General features: G+C 61.3%; 15 protein-coding genes. All 15 read right to left on the bottom strand.

Translation table 11 applies throughout. The annotated features are described in order from the left end of the window. Nucleotides 1-6: 6 nt before the first annotated feature. The 15 genes from E5678_RS04010 to ndk all read right to left on the bottom strand — a co-directional run bounded on the left by E5678_RS04010 (nt 7) and on the right by ndk (nt 15392). Entirely contained in the window at nt 7-1173 is a 1167-nt protein-coding gene (locus E5678_RS04010) for an ATP phosphoribosyltransferase regulatory subunit (protein ID WP_136180622.1), read from the bottom strand. A 568-nt stretch (nt 1174-1741) separates the two neighbouring features. Further along, on the bottom strand, nt 1742-1927 hold the full coding sequence (locus E5678_RS04005) for a DUF2065 domain-containing protein (protein WP_136177326.1): 186 nt from the start codon (nt 1925-1927) through the stop codon (nt 1742-1744). Between the two features lie 10 nt (nt 1928-1937). Further along, nucleotides 1938-2828 (bottom strand): protease modulator HflC, encoded by an 891-nt coding sequence (gene hflC, locus E5678_RS04000; RefSeq protein ID WP_136177325.1) that lies wholly within the window; start codon nt 2826-2828, stop codon nt 1938-1940. Between the two features lie 36 nt (nt 2829-2864). After that, entirely contained in the window at nt 2865-4253 is a 1389-nt protein-coding gene (gene hflK, locus E5678_RS03995) for an FtsH protease activity modulator HflK (protein ID WP_136177324.1), read from the bottom strand. Nucleotides 4254-4306: 53 nt separating this feature from the next. After that, on the bottom strand, nt 4307-5491 hold the full coding sequence (gene hflX, locus E5678_RS03990; protein WP_136177323.1) for a GTPase HflX: 1185 nt from the start codon (nt 5489-5491) through the stop codon (nt 4307-4309). A 55-nt stretch (nt 5492-5546) separates the two neighbouring features. Further along, a complete protein-coding gene (gene hfq / locus E5678_RS03985; protein WP_136177322.1) occupies nt 5547-5813 on the bottom strand; it encodes an RNA chaperone Hfq in 267 nt (88 codons plus the stop codon). Nucleotides 5814-5878: 65 nt separating this feature from the next. Next, entirely contained in the window at nt 5879-7216 is a 1338-nt protein-coding gene (gene der / locus E5678_RS03980; RefSeq protein WP_136177321.1) for a ribosome biogenesis GTPase Der, read from the bottom strand. A 112-nt stretch (nt 7217-7328) separates the two neighbouring features. Continuing rightward, nucleotides 7329-8486: an outer membrane protein assembly factor BamB gene (gene bamB / locus E5678_RS03975; RefSeq protein ID WP_247596909.1), complete on the bottom strand. Its 1158-nt coding sequence runs from the start codon at nt 8484-8486 to the stop codon at nt 7329-7331. After that, nucleotides 8483-9157 (bottom strand): tetratricopeptide repeat protein, encoded by a 675-nt coding sequence (locus E5678_RS03970; protein ID WP_136177320.1) that lies wholly within the window; start codon nt 9155-9157, stop codon nt 8483-8485. The genes bamB and E5678_RS03970 overlap by 4 nt, the downstream gene beginning before the upstream one ends. A gap of 57 nt (nt 9158-9214) precedes the next feature. Continuing rightward, a complete protein-coding gene (hisS, locus tag E5678_RS03965; protein WP_136177319.1) occupies nt 9215-10525 on the bottom strand; it encodes a histidine--tRNA ligase in 1311 nt (436 codons plus the stop codon). A gap of 62 nt (nt 10526-10587) precedes the next feature. Further along, a complete protein-coding gene (gene ispG, locus E5678_RS03960) occupies nt 10588-11862 on the bottom strand; it encodes a flavodoxin-dependent (E)-4-hydroxy-3-methylbut-2-enyl-diphosphate synthase (protein WP_247596908.1) in 1275 nt (424 codons plus the stop codon). Between the two features lie 2 nt (nt 11863-11864). Beyond that, nucleotides 11865-12797 (bottom strand): helix-turn-helix domain-containing protein, encoded by a 933-nt coding sequence (locus E5678_RS03955; protein ID WP_136177317.1) that lies wholly within the window; start codon nt 12795-12797, stop codon nt 11865-11867. Further along, a complete protein-coding gene (pilW, locus tag E5678_RS03950; RefSeq protein WP_247596907.1) occupies nt 12790-13719 on the bottom strand; it encodes a type IV pilus biogenesis/stability protein PilW in 930 nt (309 codons plus the stop codon). Before pilW ends, E5678_RS03955 begins: the two co-directional genes overlap by 8 nt. Further along, nucleotides 13716-14867, bottom strand: coding sequence for a 23S rRNA (adenine(2503)-C(2))-methyltransferase RlmN (gene rlmN, locus E5678_RS03945; protein ID WP_136177316.1), 1152 nt, complete (start codon nt 14865-14867; stop codon nt 13716-13718). The genes pilW and rlmN overlap by 4 nt, the downstream gene beginning before the upstream one ends. A gap of 99 nt (nt 14868-14966) precedes the next feature. Next, nucleotides 14967-15392 (bottom strand): nucleoside-diphosphate kinase, encoded by a 426-nt coding sequence (ndk, locus tag E5678_RS03940; RefSeq protein WP_136177315.1) that lies wholly within the window; start codon nt 15390-15392, stop codon nt 14967-14969. Nucleotides 15393-15457: the final 65 nt, after the last annotated feature.

Here is a 15457-nt window from a genome sequence, read left to right as displayed (position 1 = left end):
TTCCGATCAAAGAGTCTTCACGATCCATGCACCGCTGTTGGCCGGGTCTTGCACCAGCTCGCGGTCACAAAGGAATTCATCTACTTCGTGCCCGTGTCCGGGCAAAGCACACACCACAGTCTGGCCGTTGGCACGCAACTGGGCAATGGCGGCCCGCAAGCCTGCATCCATACCCCAGGGCGCACGAACCGCGGCCTCCAGCGGCCGGGGCGCCACGGTGGTCACCAATTCTTTCAAGTCCAGGCTGAAGCCCACCGCGGGGCGCTTGCGGCCAAACACGGCGCCCACCTCATCGTAGCGGCCGCCTCGCGCCAGCTCCACGGCTTCACCACTCTCGGTCTGGCTGAACATGGCAAAGCGCATGCCGGTGTAATAGGCGTACCCACGCAAATCCGCCAGGTCAATGGAGACATCCACCCCCTGAACCTGCGCGGCCAGCCAGCCCAGGCTGTCAAGCGCCTCGCTCAGCTCAGCGGAAGGCTTGAGCACACGCCGCGCCTCTTCCAGCACCGCCACCCCGCCAAACAACCCGGGCAAAGCACACAGGCTTGCCTGAACGTCTGCGGGCAGGCCATGCGACAAGACCCTCAGCTCGGCGACATCCTTGGCGGCCAATGCTGCGTGGATCGCCTGATTCTGGGCCGGCTCCAAGGCCAGCGGAGACAACACCGCGTCGATCACGCGCACATCGGCCAGATCAAGCAACAAGCGCTGGATGCCCGCACCCCTGAGGCTGGCCTGGGCCAGCTCCAGAACTTCCAGGTCGGCCTCCAGGCCCGAATGTCCGTAGATTTCCGCCCCAAACTGAAGCGGCTCGCGGCTGGCGAAGGGGCGGTCAATGCGGGTATGCACCACCGGGCCGCAATAGCTCAGGCGGGCCACGCCCTGCCGATTGAGCAGGTGGGCATCGATGCGAGCGACCTGAGGCGTGCTGTCAGCGCGCAGGCCCAGCGTACGCCCCGAAAGCTGGTCAACCAGCTTGAAGGTCATCAAATCGAGGGTTTCGCCAGTACCCGTGAGCAAAGACTCCAGGTGTTCGACCAGTGGTGGCATCACCAGCTCATAGCCGTAGCGACGGGCGGTGTCCAGCAAACCCCGACGAAGTTCTTCGATGTGCCGGGCCTCGGACGGCAGGACATCGGCAATGTGATCCGGAAGGACCCAGGCAGACAAGGGCATGATGAGACAGCTGTTAAAACAGCGATTTTACCGGGCTCCCAATGCGCTCCCGATCGCGACCTGATTTAAACACCGGGAGTACGGCCACAATGGGTGCCTCACGCGTTGCGGGCGAATGGCCCAACGCCTTCAGCAGAATACCTATTTACCTGAGGAAGGTATTCAAAACGCTCGGCGTGGCTTTTGCGGCGTGAGGCGCGAGGTTCGAATTTCAGACCCACCCTGGACGACCGATCCCATTTCACAACGAAGCGCACCGCCCGAAAAGCGATGGCCCGCAAGGGTTCGGCCCAAAACACTGCACGCCCTTTTGGGCCCGTGCCAGCAAGGGCTCCACCGAGACCCGCCAAAGGGCCTCCCGTTTGTGCTCGGCTGCCGTGAGGGACTGAGCCCTGCCCAGATCAGCGCCCGGACCTCGGCATGTCATGTCACGCAGCTCTGCGGGGTCTGAAGCCGGTTGGCCGACCCAGACGGCAAAGGGCTGTCGAATCAGCCTTGGCTCAGCTCAACAACAGCAGGCGTGAAGACTGGCATGGTCCCAGGCAAAAAAGCACCCAGGACTTCAGGCCACGGCCCACCAAAGGCTGGCTCCCGCGACCAGGCAGATCAGGCCAAAGAACCGGATTTGCCCATCGCGCATCTGCAACATCTCAGAAAAAACCCGGCGCCAGGCACCGGGTGAGATGAAGGGCAGCAAGCCCTCGAGTATCAGGACCAGCGCCAGCGCTGCCCAGACCGTGTCAGACAACGGCCCCGCCTTACTTGCCAGCTGCAGCGCTGCTGCGCATGGCCTTGAAGAAGTCGGAGGTTGGATCCACCACCATCACGTCCGACTTGCTCGAAAAGCTGCTTTTGTATGCATCCAGGCTGCGGTAAAACTGGGCGAACGAAGGATCACGCCCAAATGCTTCTGCATAAATGCCCGCCGCTTTGCCGTCGCCATCACCTTTGACCTTCTGGGCATCGCGGTACGCATCGGCAACAATCACTTCACGCTGCCGATCGGCATCCGCGCGAATCTTCTCACCCTCGGCAAAACCCGTAGAGCGCAATTCATTGGCCTCTCGCTTGCGCTCGGCTTCCATGCGGGAATAGACCGACTCTGTAATGCTTTGCGCGTAGTCAACCCGGGTGATGCGAACATCCACCACATCCATACCCCAGGGCTTCTCCTCCCCGCGCACCGCAGCGAGTACCTGGCGTTTCACATCTTCCATCAGCTCCTCGCGCCGAGATGACAGCAACTCACTGACCGTGCGCTTGTTGACTTCTTGCTGGAAGGAGTTGCGAACCACGCGATTGAGTTGAACCGCACCCGCACCTTCGTTGATACCCACGTTGCGGATGTACTGCTCGGGCTCGCTGATGCGCCAGCGAACGTACCAATCAATCACCACCCGCTGCTTCTCGGCCGTCAGCGTCGGCTCGGTGTCGGAACTCTCCAGCGTCAGCAAGCGCTTGTCGATGTAGGAGACATTTTGAAACGGAGGCGGCAGCTTGAAGTTCAAGCCCGGCTGGTTGACAACCTGCTTGATCTGTCCGAGCTGGAACACCACGCCGAACTGCCGCTGATCAACAACAAACAACATCGAACTGGCGATGGCCAAAGCCACCAGCAGCGAAGTCAGGACAAAACCCAGTTTATTCATGTGAGGACTCTTGATTCACCAATGTAGAGGCGCTGCTCAGCGCGATTCGCGTTCACGCGAGCGGGCGGAGTTGTCGGGCAAGCGCGTCGGCGCTGCAGCGGGTGTGCTGCTCGATGTGCTGGCGCTGGTGCCGGAAGCCGGCGACGCAGTCTGGCCGGTCATCTGCATGATCTTGTCCAGTGGCAGATACAGCAGATTGGAGCCCGACTTGCTGTCAACCATCACCTTGGTCACGTTGCCGTAAATCTGCTGCATCGTGTCCACGTACATCCGGTCACGGGTGACTTGCGGCGCCTTCTGATACTCGGTCAGCACCGAGCTGAAACGGCTCGAGTCACCCTCGGACTGCGCCACGATCCTTGCCCGATAGCCTTCAGCCTCCTCTGTCAAGCGCGACGCCGCACCACGGGCACGGGGCACCACATCGTTGGCATAGGCTTGCGCTTCGTTCTTCGCGCGCTCACGTTCTTGACCTGCCTTGAGCACATCATCGAACGCGGCTTTGACCTGCTCAGGTGGACTCACACCGTTTTGTTGCAGGTTGATGCCCACCACATCAATGCCCACTTTGTAGCGATCCAGAATCGTTTGCATCAGTGCGCGGACTCGGGGTGCAATCTGATCGCGCTCGCCCACCAGCGCATCATCCATCGTCATCTTGCCGACCACCTCGCGCAACGCAGTCTCTGCCACCTTCACAACCGACGCATCGGGATCGCGGCTCTCAAAGAGAAAAGCGCGTGCATCGCTGAGGCGGTACTGCACTGCGAACTTGATTTCGACAATATTCTGGTCGGCCGTCAACATCGCCGAATCGCGCAGACCGGTCGCCGGCACGATGGTGTCGCGGCCCACATCGACCGATCGAATCTGCGTCACGAACACGGTCTCGTGGCGCTGCACCGGATACGGCAGGCGCCAGTTGAGACCTGGGCCCACAGTGCTGCGGTACTTGCCGAACTGGGTGATCACGGCCTGCTGACCTTCCTGAACGATAAAGAAGCCAGTGCCCAACCAGATCACCACCGCCACGGCAGCGATCAGACCCGCACCAATGCCCGTGCTCTTGGGACTGGGGTTGAAACCCGAACCCCCATTGCCTTGGCCTCCACCCTTGCCACCTTTACCGCCCAGCATGCCGCCGAGCTTGCGATTGAAGTCGCGCCACAGCTCGTCGAGGTCGGGCGGGCCCTGGTTGGAGCCCTGTTGCGGACGCTGTTCACGGGGTGGCTGGCGACCCGGTTCGGCACCTTCACCGCGCCGGTCGCCGTTGTCGTCTTTGTCACCACCACTTGCACCTTCGTCCTTGCCCCACCGAGGGTCATTGAGATTGAAGACACCCAGCAAAAAGCGCTTGAGCGGCGTCAAGGGCTGTCGTTTTTGAGGCGGGTGGCCGGGTGCCGCTGAGGGCAGGTTCACATCCATGGTTTGCACTAGGTTCGGTTCGAATCGGTTCAATACAGTCACATTGTGCCCAATCAAGACACAGGGTCTTCAAATTCATTTATCGGCCCCTCGGCTTGAAGGGCATCTGCGGGTGCGCAAGCCATCACCCTTTGGGCCAGCAGGGCACGCAGCTCGGGGAGGCCCGTGCCGGCGAGGGCACTCACGAACACCCGTGGCACCGATACCCCGTCAAGCTCCATCTGATCGTCCAGCGTTCGCGGTAGGTGGTTGGCGTCCATGGCGTCAAGCTTGTTGAACACCAGCACCTGCGGCACATCGCCGGCGCCGATTTCGCGCAAGACGCCCATCACGGCCTGGATCTGCTCCAGGTGCGCGGGATTGGCTGCGTCCACCACATGCAGCAGCAGATCGGCATCGGCGGCCTCCTGCAGGGTGGCGGCAAACGCATCCACCAGTCCGTGGGGCAAATCGCGGATAAACCCCACTGTGTCCGATAGCGACACCGACCTGCCCGCTTCGCCGAGGTACAGCTGTCGGGTGGTGGTGTCGAGCGTGGCGAACAACTGATCAGCGGCGTATGCACGGGCTTTCACCAGGGCATTGAACAGCGACGACTTGCCGGCGTTGGTATAGCCCACCAAGGAAATCATGAACGCGTCACGGCGCTCGCGCTGCCGACGCTGGGTGGCCCGCTGCTTCTTGACTTTTTCCAGCCGCTCTTTGGTGCGCTTGATCGAATCTCCGATCATTCGGCGGTCCAACTCGATCTGGGTTTCTCCGGGGCCCCCGCGCATCCCGATGCCACCGCTCTGGCGCTCCAGGTGCGACCAACGGCGGACCAGCCTGGTTGACAGGTACTGCAAACGCGCCAGCTCCACTTGGAGCTTGCCCTCGTGGCTGCGGGCGCGCTGGGCAAAAATCTGCAGGATCAGCAGCGTGCGGTCGTTCACTGGCATGCCCAGCTCCCGCTCCAGATTGCGCTGCTGGGCCGGACTCAAGGACTGATCAAACAGGACCTCGCTGGCCCCTGTGGATTGGGCCAGCATTTTGATTTCTTGCGCTTTGCCCGAACCCACAAACAAGGCGGGATCGGGGGCCCGGCGCTTGCAGCTGACACGGTCGGCCACGGCAAAACCCGCCGTTTTTGCGAGCAGACCGAGCTCTTCGAGCTCTCCGTCAAAATGGGCATGCCCAAAGTCCACCCCGACCAGAATGACCGAGGGCAGCGAGGGCTTGGAAGAAGTGGGGGCGTTCAAGGCGGTGCTGACCCGGTCCGTTGCCGGATGGGCTCAGCAGGTTTCCAGCAACCGGTCAAGCTGGGGTTTCCTCAGAAGGTGCAGCCGAAAACTGCACAGGGCGGCCGGGGACAATCGTGGAGATCGCGTGTTTGTAGACCATCTGGGTCACGGTGTTGCGCAACAACACGACATACTGGTCAAACGACTCGATCTGGCCTTGCAGCTTGATGCCGTTGACCAGATAGATGGACACCGGCACGTGTTCCCGACGCAATTGGTTCAGGAAAGGATCTTGCAAAAGTTGGCCTTTGTTATTGCTCACGATATGCTCCGTGTTCAAAAAAGTTGATAAGAGGGCAACGATACCACAGCCCACCGCGCCCAGAGGGACTGCCAATTCGGCCCTCAATCCTTGTATGGATTGTCAGAAGTTTTGTATTCGATACGCAGCGGAGTGCCCACCAGATCAAAGGCCTTTCGAAACCGACCCTCAAGAAAGCGCGTGTAAGCGTTGGGCACTTTGTCCAGTGAGTTGCCATGGATGACGATCACCGGCGGGTTCATACCGCCCTGGTGCGCGTAACGCAACTTGGGGCGGAACATGCCACTGCGTTGGGGCGCCTGATAAGCGGTGGCTTCCAGCAACAAGCGGGTCAGCACAGGGGTGGTCATCTTGCACATGGCCGACTTCTGCGCCTTGATGATGGACTTCCAGACCGGGCCCAGCCCCTGGCGCTTCTTGGCTGAAATCAGATGCAGCGAAGCAAACTTCAGAAACGCGAGACGGGTTTCGATCTGGCGCTCGATTTGCTCGCGCTGGTACGCATCAATCGCATCCCATTTGTTGATGGCCAGCACCACGGCGCGACCACTCTCCAGGATGTAGCCCGCAATGTGGGCATCCTGATCGGTCACGCCTTGTGTCGCGTCCAGCAGCAGCAAGACCACATGGGAGTTTTCGATCGCCTGCAAGGTCTTGACCACTGAGAATTTCTCGATCGCTTCAAAGACGCGGCCCTTGCGGCGCAGTCCGGCGGTATCGATCAGTTCAAACTTCTGACCATCCCGCTCGAAGGGAACGGAGATCGCATCGCGTGTTGTTCCCGGCAAGTCGAACGCCACCAAGCGCTCCTCCCCCAGCCACACGTTGATCAGTGTGGACTTGCCCACGTTGGGACGCCCCGCCACCGCCAGACGGATCACGCTGGTATCGACCTCGGGCTCTTCTTCGTCTTCCGGTGGCAGGCCCGGAATGGCTTCCAATGCGGCATCCAGCATGGAGCGCACACCCTGCCCGTGAGCACCGGACACCGGCATCACATCACCCACCAGCCCCAGCTCGAAAAACTCGCCCAGCTGCAGGCCCTGGGTCATGCCCTCGGACTTGTTCGCCACCAGCACCGTGGGCTTGCCCAGACGGCGCAGGTACTGTGCGATTTCGTGGTCTTGCGCGCTGATGCCCGCACGGGCATCGACGACAAAAATCACCACATCAGACTCGGCCACGGCTTGCCGGGTCTGCTTGGCCATCTCGCGGTAGATGCCTTCGGTCGCATCGGGCTCGAAGCCTCCGGTGTCGATAACGATGTATTCGCGCCGACCCTGGCGACCATTGCCATAGTGGCGATCGCGGGTCAGGCCCGCAAAATCGGCAACGATGGCATCGCGAGAGCTCGTCAAACGGTTGAACAGGGTGGACTTGCCCACATTGGGCCGCCCCACCAAAGCGATGACGGGTTTCACGAAACTATCCTTTTTAACGGTCGGGCGACCTAGAGTGCGCCCTTCCTGCCCGGGACGGAACCCCAGCAGGCATTCCGTGACCGTTCACACAAGAGCCAGAACCGGCTCCACTTCAGGGTGCACGCCAGGCGTAAACAGCCCCTTGACGCGTTTGCACCACCACATTTTGACCAGCGACAACCGGAGCCCCGGCAATGCCCGAGCCATCGGTGCTCAGGCGCGCCATGTCGCTGCCATCTTCGGTGGACAACACATGGACAAATCCATTGCTGTCGCCCACGACAACCACACGCCCCAGCACCAGAGGCGCAGTGAGGTTGCGGTATTTGAACCGGCTTACATCCCAGGCCCGGTCGCCGCTGGCACGCAGCCAGGCCAGGACGCGTCCGTCGGACTCGCTGCCGACCACGATGCGTTCATCGCCATGAATACCTTGGGTACCTTCTGCGGTCTTGCTCCACACGGTCTGTCCCGCAGCGGCATCCACACAGCCCACGGCAGCGCCAAAAGCCCGGGCACACACGCTGTTGCCTTCTCGGCTCACGCTGCCCACCAGATCGACCAATCGCTCCACCTCATTGGTGCCCCGAGACGTCGCCACCGGCGTTTGCCAGCGCACCGTGCCATTCAAAGGATCGAGGCCGGTCAAGCGGGCCGAAAGACCCGCCACCAGGGTGTCCCCTACCGCCAGCAACACACCACCTTGCTTCAGCACCAGCGGCTCACCGGGCCGCGACTGCGTCCACAGGCGTGCGCCATTGGCGCCATCGAAGGCATATACGCTGCGATCAGCGGTCAGCACGAACACACGTTTACCGGCCACCAGCGGTGCGGTGAACGAGCTCGCCGGCAGACGAACCCGCCACAATTCCCGACCTTGCTGAATGGCAACCAGCTGGTTTTCGCGGGTAATCACAGCAGCGGTTTCACCATCAGAACCCACACCAGCCGACAGGGTTCCACCGACGTTCATCCGCCAGACATCGCCTCCCGTGGCGGCATCGAGTGCGGCGACCGTGCCTGAGGTGCTGGCCACAAACACACGCCCACCCGCCACTGCCAGAGTCAATGGCGACTGGGTTTCACCCACCTTGGCGGTCCACGCCAGCTGGGTTGCAATTTTTGTAGCAGGTGGCGCCAGCGGAGCAGGCTCCACCCGGGCAGGGCCGGATGAGCAGGCCGCCAGGGCCATCGCTGCGGCCAGCGCCAGTCCGGCGCGACGCAAAGGAAGGCCTCCAAGGGCCTTGATCGACAAGATGTTTGATTTCACCGTGCAACCTCCGCACCAGCTGACAGCGTGGAGGCTTCCACGCCCAACGATGCCAGTTTGACCTCCACCAACTGGCGGTACTCGACCCGGTCGCCCATGGCTTTCCAGGCGACAAGATACTGGTCCTTGGCTGCATCGCCCTTGCCTTGAGCGAGCAACACGTCGCCCTTGCGGTCGGCCACCAAGCCGGCAAAGGCCTCGGGCATTGCGCCGTCCAGGCGTTTCATCGCCTGGTCATAAGCCTGCTTCTCTATATCCATGCCCGCCAGACGCAAAGCGGCCACGGCCTGCAATGCGTCGTCTGCGCCGTTTTCAGCCACCCACTCCAGCGCAGCACGCGCAGCGTCGGTCTTGCCTGCATCGGACAGGACTTTGCCCGCCAGCAATGCGCCCTGAGCAGCATAAACCGTGCCGCCATAACCGTCTTTCAACTCGGTAAAGGCTCGCTCAACTTTGTCGGCGTCGTTCGCCAGGGTGGCCCGCTCCACCGCTTCAAACATGGCGGAGGCCTGGGTGGCCTGAGAGCGCTGCCAGTAGTTCCAGCCATTCCAGGCGGCCAAACTGCCAAAGACCACAATCAGCACCCAGGAGATCAGGTTGCCGTACTGGGCCCAGAAGTGTTTGATCTGGTCGAGCTGTTCTTGCTCTTCGAGGTCGAGGTGTTTGGCCATGAAAAACTCGGAAAAATAAAGGGGAATTGTAGGCGCCGGCGAGAGACGAAGGGAAAGTCAGCGGCTGCGCAGGATCTCGACCCAGGCAGCGAGGTCGTCCAGAGGCTGCAGCGTTTGGGCTGCGGCACCCGCATCGCCGTCTTCAGGTCGAGGCCCCCGCAAGGGTTTTACCGCCACGCGGCCCTGCGCCAGCTCGTCGGAACCAAAGATCAACGCGAAACGGGCACCGCTGGCATCGGCCTTTTTAAACTGGGACTTCATGCTCCCCATGCCATCGGCGTTGCCGGCATGCATTTGTACCGCAATACCCTGCTGGCGCAAAGCCCGCAAGACAGGCATGACCTGCCCCACGCTGGCGGCATCGGGCACCACAGCGTAGGCATCCGGTGCCGGCTGTTCGGGCAACTTGCCCTGCTCTTTCAGCAGCTCCAGGATTCGCTCCATACCCAGCGCCCAACCCACAGCCGGAGCGGGCTTCCCGCCCACCTGCTCGAACAGGCCGTCGTAGCGTCCGCCGGCACAGACGGTGCCCTGAGAACCCAGCTGCGTGGTGACAAACTCAAACACACTGAGGTTGTAGTAGTCCATGCCACGGACCAGACGGGGATTGATCCGGTAGGCCACGCCGTGTGCGTCCAGCAACTCGCGGAAGCGGGTGAAGTGAGCCAGCGACTCGGCGCCCAGAAAATCCATCAGGTGCGGAGCGGCATTGACCACAGCCTGCATGGCTGGATTTTTGGTGTCCAGGATCCGCAACGGGTTGCTGTGCAGGCGCCGCTTTGCATCCTCATCCAGCACATCTGCATGCAATTCCAGGTGGGTGATCAAAGCCTGGCGGTGGGCCTGCCGCTCGGCCGGTTGGCCCAGGCTGTTGATTTCCAGCTCGATGCCTTCCAGCCCCAGCTCGCGCCAGAGATCGCAGGCCAACACCACGAGCTCGGCATCCACATCGGGACCGACGAAGCCGAGCGCTTCTGCACCAACCTGGTGAAACTGGCGATAGCGCCCACGCTGCGGTCGCTCGTGCCGAAACATGGGGCCCATGTAATACAACCGTTTGCCACCGTCGTACAGGAGGTTGTGTTCCAGCGCAGCGCGCACCACCCCGGCCGTGTTCTCGGGACGCAGTGTCAGATGCTCACCGTTCAGGCGGTCTTCAAAGGAGTACATCTCCTTTTCGACGATATCGGTCACCTCGCCCAGGCCTCGGACAAACAAGGCTGTGTGCTCCACGATGGGCGTGCGCACATTGCGGTAGCCGTAGCGCTGCATCAGGCGGCGCAAAGTGTCTTCCAACCACTCCCAGTGTGCGGACACAGGGGGGGCAATGTCGTTCATGCCTTTGACGGCACTGAGTTTGTCAGCCATGGGATTTTCGAGGCGGCTTTCACTGAGTCCAACGCACGCCTGTTCAGGCTGCGACCACGGTCTCAAGCGGTACCAAACCTCTTTTCAATGTAGTTTTCAACAATTATCTGGAACTCGTCCGCAATGCCAGTGCCGCGCAACGTGAGGGCTTTTTCACCATCGATGAACACGGGGGCCGCAGGTGCCTCACCGGTGCCAGGCAGGCTGATCCCGATGTCGGCATGCTTGCTCTCACCCGGTCCGTTAACGATGCACCCCATCACCGCCACCTTCATGTTCTCCACGCCGGGGTAGCGCTCACGCCACGCTGGCATGGAACTGCGCAGGTAGTCGTCAATCTGCTTGGCGAGTACCTGGAAGGTGGTGCTGGTGGTTCTGCCACAACCGGGGCAAGCGGTCACGCTGGGCACAAACGCACGCAACCCAAGCGACTGCAGAATTTCGGCTGCAATGAGCACCTCTTGGGTGCGTGCCTCACCGGGCTGGGGGGTGAGCGACACCCGGATGGTGTCTCCGATACCTTGTTGCAAGAGGATGGCCAGGGCGGCTGTGGAAGCGACTGCGCCCTTGGTGCCCATGCCCGCCTCGGTCAATCCCAGATGCAAGGCGTAGTCGCAGCGCTGAGCCAGCGACTGGTAGACCGCGATCAGGTCTTGCACACTGCTGACTTTGCAGGACAGGAAAATATTGTTGCCATTGAGGCCTATGGCTTCGGCTTTGGCAGCGGAATCCAGCGCAGAAGTGATCAGGGCTTCGTACATCACCTGACGCAAGTCCCAAGGCTGCGCGCGCCGGGCGTTTTCATCCATGAGGCGCGCCAATAAATCTTGATCGAGGCTGCCCCAGTTGACGCCAATGCGCACGGCTTTGTCGAGCCGGGCGGCAATTTCAACCATCTGAGCGAATTGGCGGTCGCCTTTGTCGCCGCGCCCGACATTGCCTGGGTTGATGCGGTACTTGGACAAGGCCTCGGCGCAAGCCGGGTGATCGGTCAGCAAGCGGTGACCGTTGTAGTGAAAGTCACCCACCAACGGCACATGAATGCCCATTCGATCGAGCTGCTCGCGGATGTAGGGCACCGCCTTCGCGGCCTCATCGTTGTTCACCGTTATGCGCACCAGCTCAGACCCGGCCAGCGCCAGCTCCTTGACCTGAATCGCCGTGCCAACGGCATCGGCTGTGTCCGTGTTGGTCATGGACTGCAAGCGCACCGGCGCGTCGCCGCCCACGGTGACTCGGTGATCCCCCCAGGCAACAATGCCTTGGCGTGACCGCCGCGCGAGCGCACCGGCCAGCGGCACAGGGACTTGCACATCAGATAACTGCGGCGCGTTCATGATCATTTCACCTCGAAGCGGGCCACACCATTGCGGGCAAACGGCGTCGTGTCAAAGTCCCGGCCGCGCACCGACACGTTCACACTGTCGGTCCGCCCCACGACCACCGAGTAAGGAGGCGCGGCGGAGAAACTGATCACGTCACCTTTTTTGAGCACGCGCTGGATCTGGACTTTCCCGGCACCGTCGATCACCTCGATCCAGGAATCCCCGGTGGCTTCCAGAGACAAGAGACCCGCGCCAGGTTTTGCCGGCGCACCGTCGTTTTCCTCCTCTGAAGGAGCCGCTTCCTGCACATCGGCGGGCAAGGTAATTTCACGGGTCAGGCCCGTTGCCGCGGGTATGGAAGCAGCGGCGGGCATGTCGGGAACCGCCAACGGCACGGACACCATTTCCGTGGGTTCTGCAGCAGAGAACGCGGGCGCCGTGCTGCTTTCGAACCACGACGTGAACGAATTCCAGGCATCTTGTCCCGGCAAATCCTTCCAGGCGGGCAGAACAGCCAGGCCCAATGCGGCCAAAAGCACCAGCAGGGCAATCAGCACGGAAGGACGGCGCAACCACCCCATGGCACTGGAGGCCACGACACCCGGATCACCCTTGAATGGTGCGTTGATGGCCTGATTGGAGTCACCCAGCTGGGGCATGCGACCGGACGGAATTTCCGCCAACACCAGCGCTGGGTCGGCCTTGAGCTGCCGACAAACGCTGGACGCCAGTGCTCGGGCAAACGTCAGGTCAGGCAACTCATCGTAGCGCCCTGCCTCCAATGCTTCCAGCTTGCGCACAGGAACTTTGAGTGACGCGGCGAGCGCAGCAATGTGCAAACCCGAAGCTTCCCGAATCTGGCGCAACCTGACCGGAGGCCCTGCGTTGAACGGGGCTTGCTCAAGTTCATCGCCTGCTGAGGCTTCTTGCAACAACCCCTCACTCATAGAACGCTCCACGTTGGTACAAAGCCCACTCCTTGGACGTGGGGAAGCGGCGCTCCAGCTGCTGAGCCAGTTGCGCCATCGCCACGGTGTCTTTCAGACGTTGCTCAACTTTGATCCCCAGCCACAAGGACTCGGCGTTGGCCAGCTCAGAGTTGTTGAGACGGCGAATGTAAAACTGAGCACGACTGTCTTCTTTGCGCTTGAACAACAAGGCGGCCAGGTTGTAACCGGTGATGGGATTGGCGGCATCCAGCTCGTAGGCATGGACGAAGCTGGCCTCCGCAGCGGCCAACTGCCCGTCTCGGGTCTCGCAGATGCCTTTGGTCATCTGGGTTTTCGCGCGACCGCCATAAAGAGGGTTGGCCAGTGCCGCTTCAAAATAACGCAGACCTTCCGCATAGCGTGCCTTGCTGCACAGGAACCATCCGTAGTTGTGCAGGGCATCCGACTCGCGGGGATTGATCTGGAGCGCACGCTTGAAGCTGTCCTCCGCGCGGACGTCGTCGTTGAGGCGCATATAAATCATCCCGCGCAGCACGTAGGCAGGGGCGTAATTGGACTCGGCCACCAACGCCTGCTTGACCTCGTCCAGCGCCACCTTGTCTTGGCCCTCAGCGAAATAATTGGCCGCCAGCGTAACGCGGAGACGGGCCCGCTTGGTGTTTTCGGGCTCGTCCGACTCGGTCACTGGCTCTGCTCGGGATCCACCATTTGCGGTGGTCGACGGGCCACGGGCCCCACCACCAGCACAAGCACTCAAAAGCAGAACACCCGCACCCATCAGGGCTGCGATCGTGAACTTCTGGAACCACATCGACTGCCGACCTTCGCGCCCTGCCCCAACGGCACTTTGACCACCCGATTTGGCGGCACAAGGCACTTGTCCACCGGACAGAACCTCAGATCGCATTGACATCTTCATGGCTGTTTTTCCTTTGAGAGGGTCACAAATCGAATGGGCTGCTCGGTGGTCTGGCGCCGCTGCGCCAGGCGGCGGGCCGCGTCTGTTCGGTCCAGCACGTCACCCGCCAGCTGCCCACAAGCGGCGTCAATGTCATCACCTCGGGTCTTGCGCACCGTGGTCACGAGACCCCCGTCCACCAGGATCTTGGCAAAACGCTGAACCACTGGCTTCGGTGAGCACTTGAGACCCGAGTCCGGAAAGGGATTGAACGGAATCAGGTTGATCTTGCAGGGCACACCTCGCCCACCGTGGGTTTTCACCAGTGCCAACAGCGCTTCCGCGTGCTCAGGCTGATCATTCACGCCGTCCAGCATGCAGTATTCGAACGTGATGAAATCGCGAGGTGCTGCAGGCAGGTAGCGCAAGCAGGCGTCCATCAACTCGGCAATGGGGTACTTCAGATTCAGGGGCACCAGCGAATCACGCAGCGCATCGGTGGGCGCATGCAAGGACACCGCCATCGCCACCGGGACATCTTGCGCCAGGCGATCCATCATCGGGACAACGCCAGACGTCGATACCGTGACACGCCGGCGTGAAAGGCCATAACCATGGTCATCCAGCATCACGCGCAAGGCGGGCACCAGCGCCGAATAGTTCTGCAGCGGCTCGCCCATGCCCATCATGACCACATTGGAAATCACGCGCTCGCTGGTTTTCAGGTGCCGGCGAAGGAAGTGCTCAGCGTGCCAGAGTTGCGCCAGAATTTCACCCGTGGTCAGGTTGCGTGAAAAGCCCTGATGCCCGGTGGAGCAAAAGCGGCAGCCCACGGCACAACCGGCCTGGGAAGAAATACAGAGGGTTCCCCGGTCGTCTTCGGGAATGAACACGGTCTCCACCGCGTTGCCTCCGCCCACGTCGAACAACCATTTGATGGTGCCGTCGGTCGACTCCTGACGGGACAGCACCGGGAGATCCACCACCTCACAGACAGACGGCAGCTTCTCGCGCAGACTGCGCGCGAGATCGGTCATGTCATCGAAGCGGGCCGCGCCCTTTTGGTGGATCCAGCGAAACAGCTGGACGGCGCGAAAGCGCTTTTCGCCCAACTGCTCGCAAAAGGCCGACAAGCCGGCCAGGTCAAACTCAAGCAAATTGGTTTTCATCGCACGCCCTCCTCATCTGGTCTCTCCAGCCCAGCGACGAACCCACTGGCGATCAGCGCACCTGGGCGAATGGAGAGGGTCATGCGCAATCGAACGATCTCAGCTTGAGTAAACGTTCATGCCAGCGAAAAAGAAGCCGATTTCAATGGCAGCGGTCTCAGGCGCGTCGGAGCCGTGCACGGCGTTGGCGTCGATGCTGTCAGCGAAATCTGCGCGAATGGTACCGGCATCGGCCTTCTTGGGATCGGTTGCACCCATCAGATCGCGGTTCTTGGCGATAGCGCCTTCACCTTCCAGGGCCTGGATCATCACCGGGCCGGAGATCATGAAGTCAACCAGGTCTTTGAAGAAAGGACGCGCTTTGTGCACAGCGTAAAAAGCTTCGGCTTCGCCGCGCGACAGGTGGGCCATGCGAGCCGCCACGACTTTCAAGCCAGCGGCTTCAAAACGGGCGTAGATCTGGCCAACGACGTTCTTGGCAACGGCGTCGGGCTTGATGATGGAAAGGGTGCGTTCGATGGCCATGGATTTTCCTGGATATAACGGATAAAAAAGATTGCTGAATTTACGCTTCAGCAAAGCCGATGATT

The organism is Hydrogenophaga sp. PAMC20947 (assembly GCF_004795855.1).
Lineage (GTDB): Bacteria > Pseudomonadota > Gammaproteobacteria > Burkholderiales > Burkholderiaceae_C > Hydrogenophaga.
Note: the sequence above shows the minus strand (reverse complement) of the source record. Positions and strands in the feature narration are given on the sequence as shown.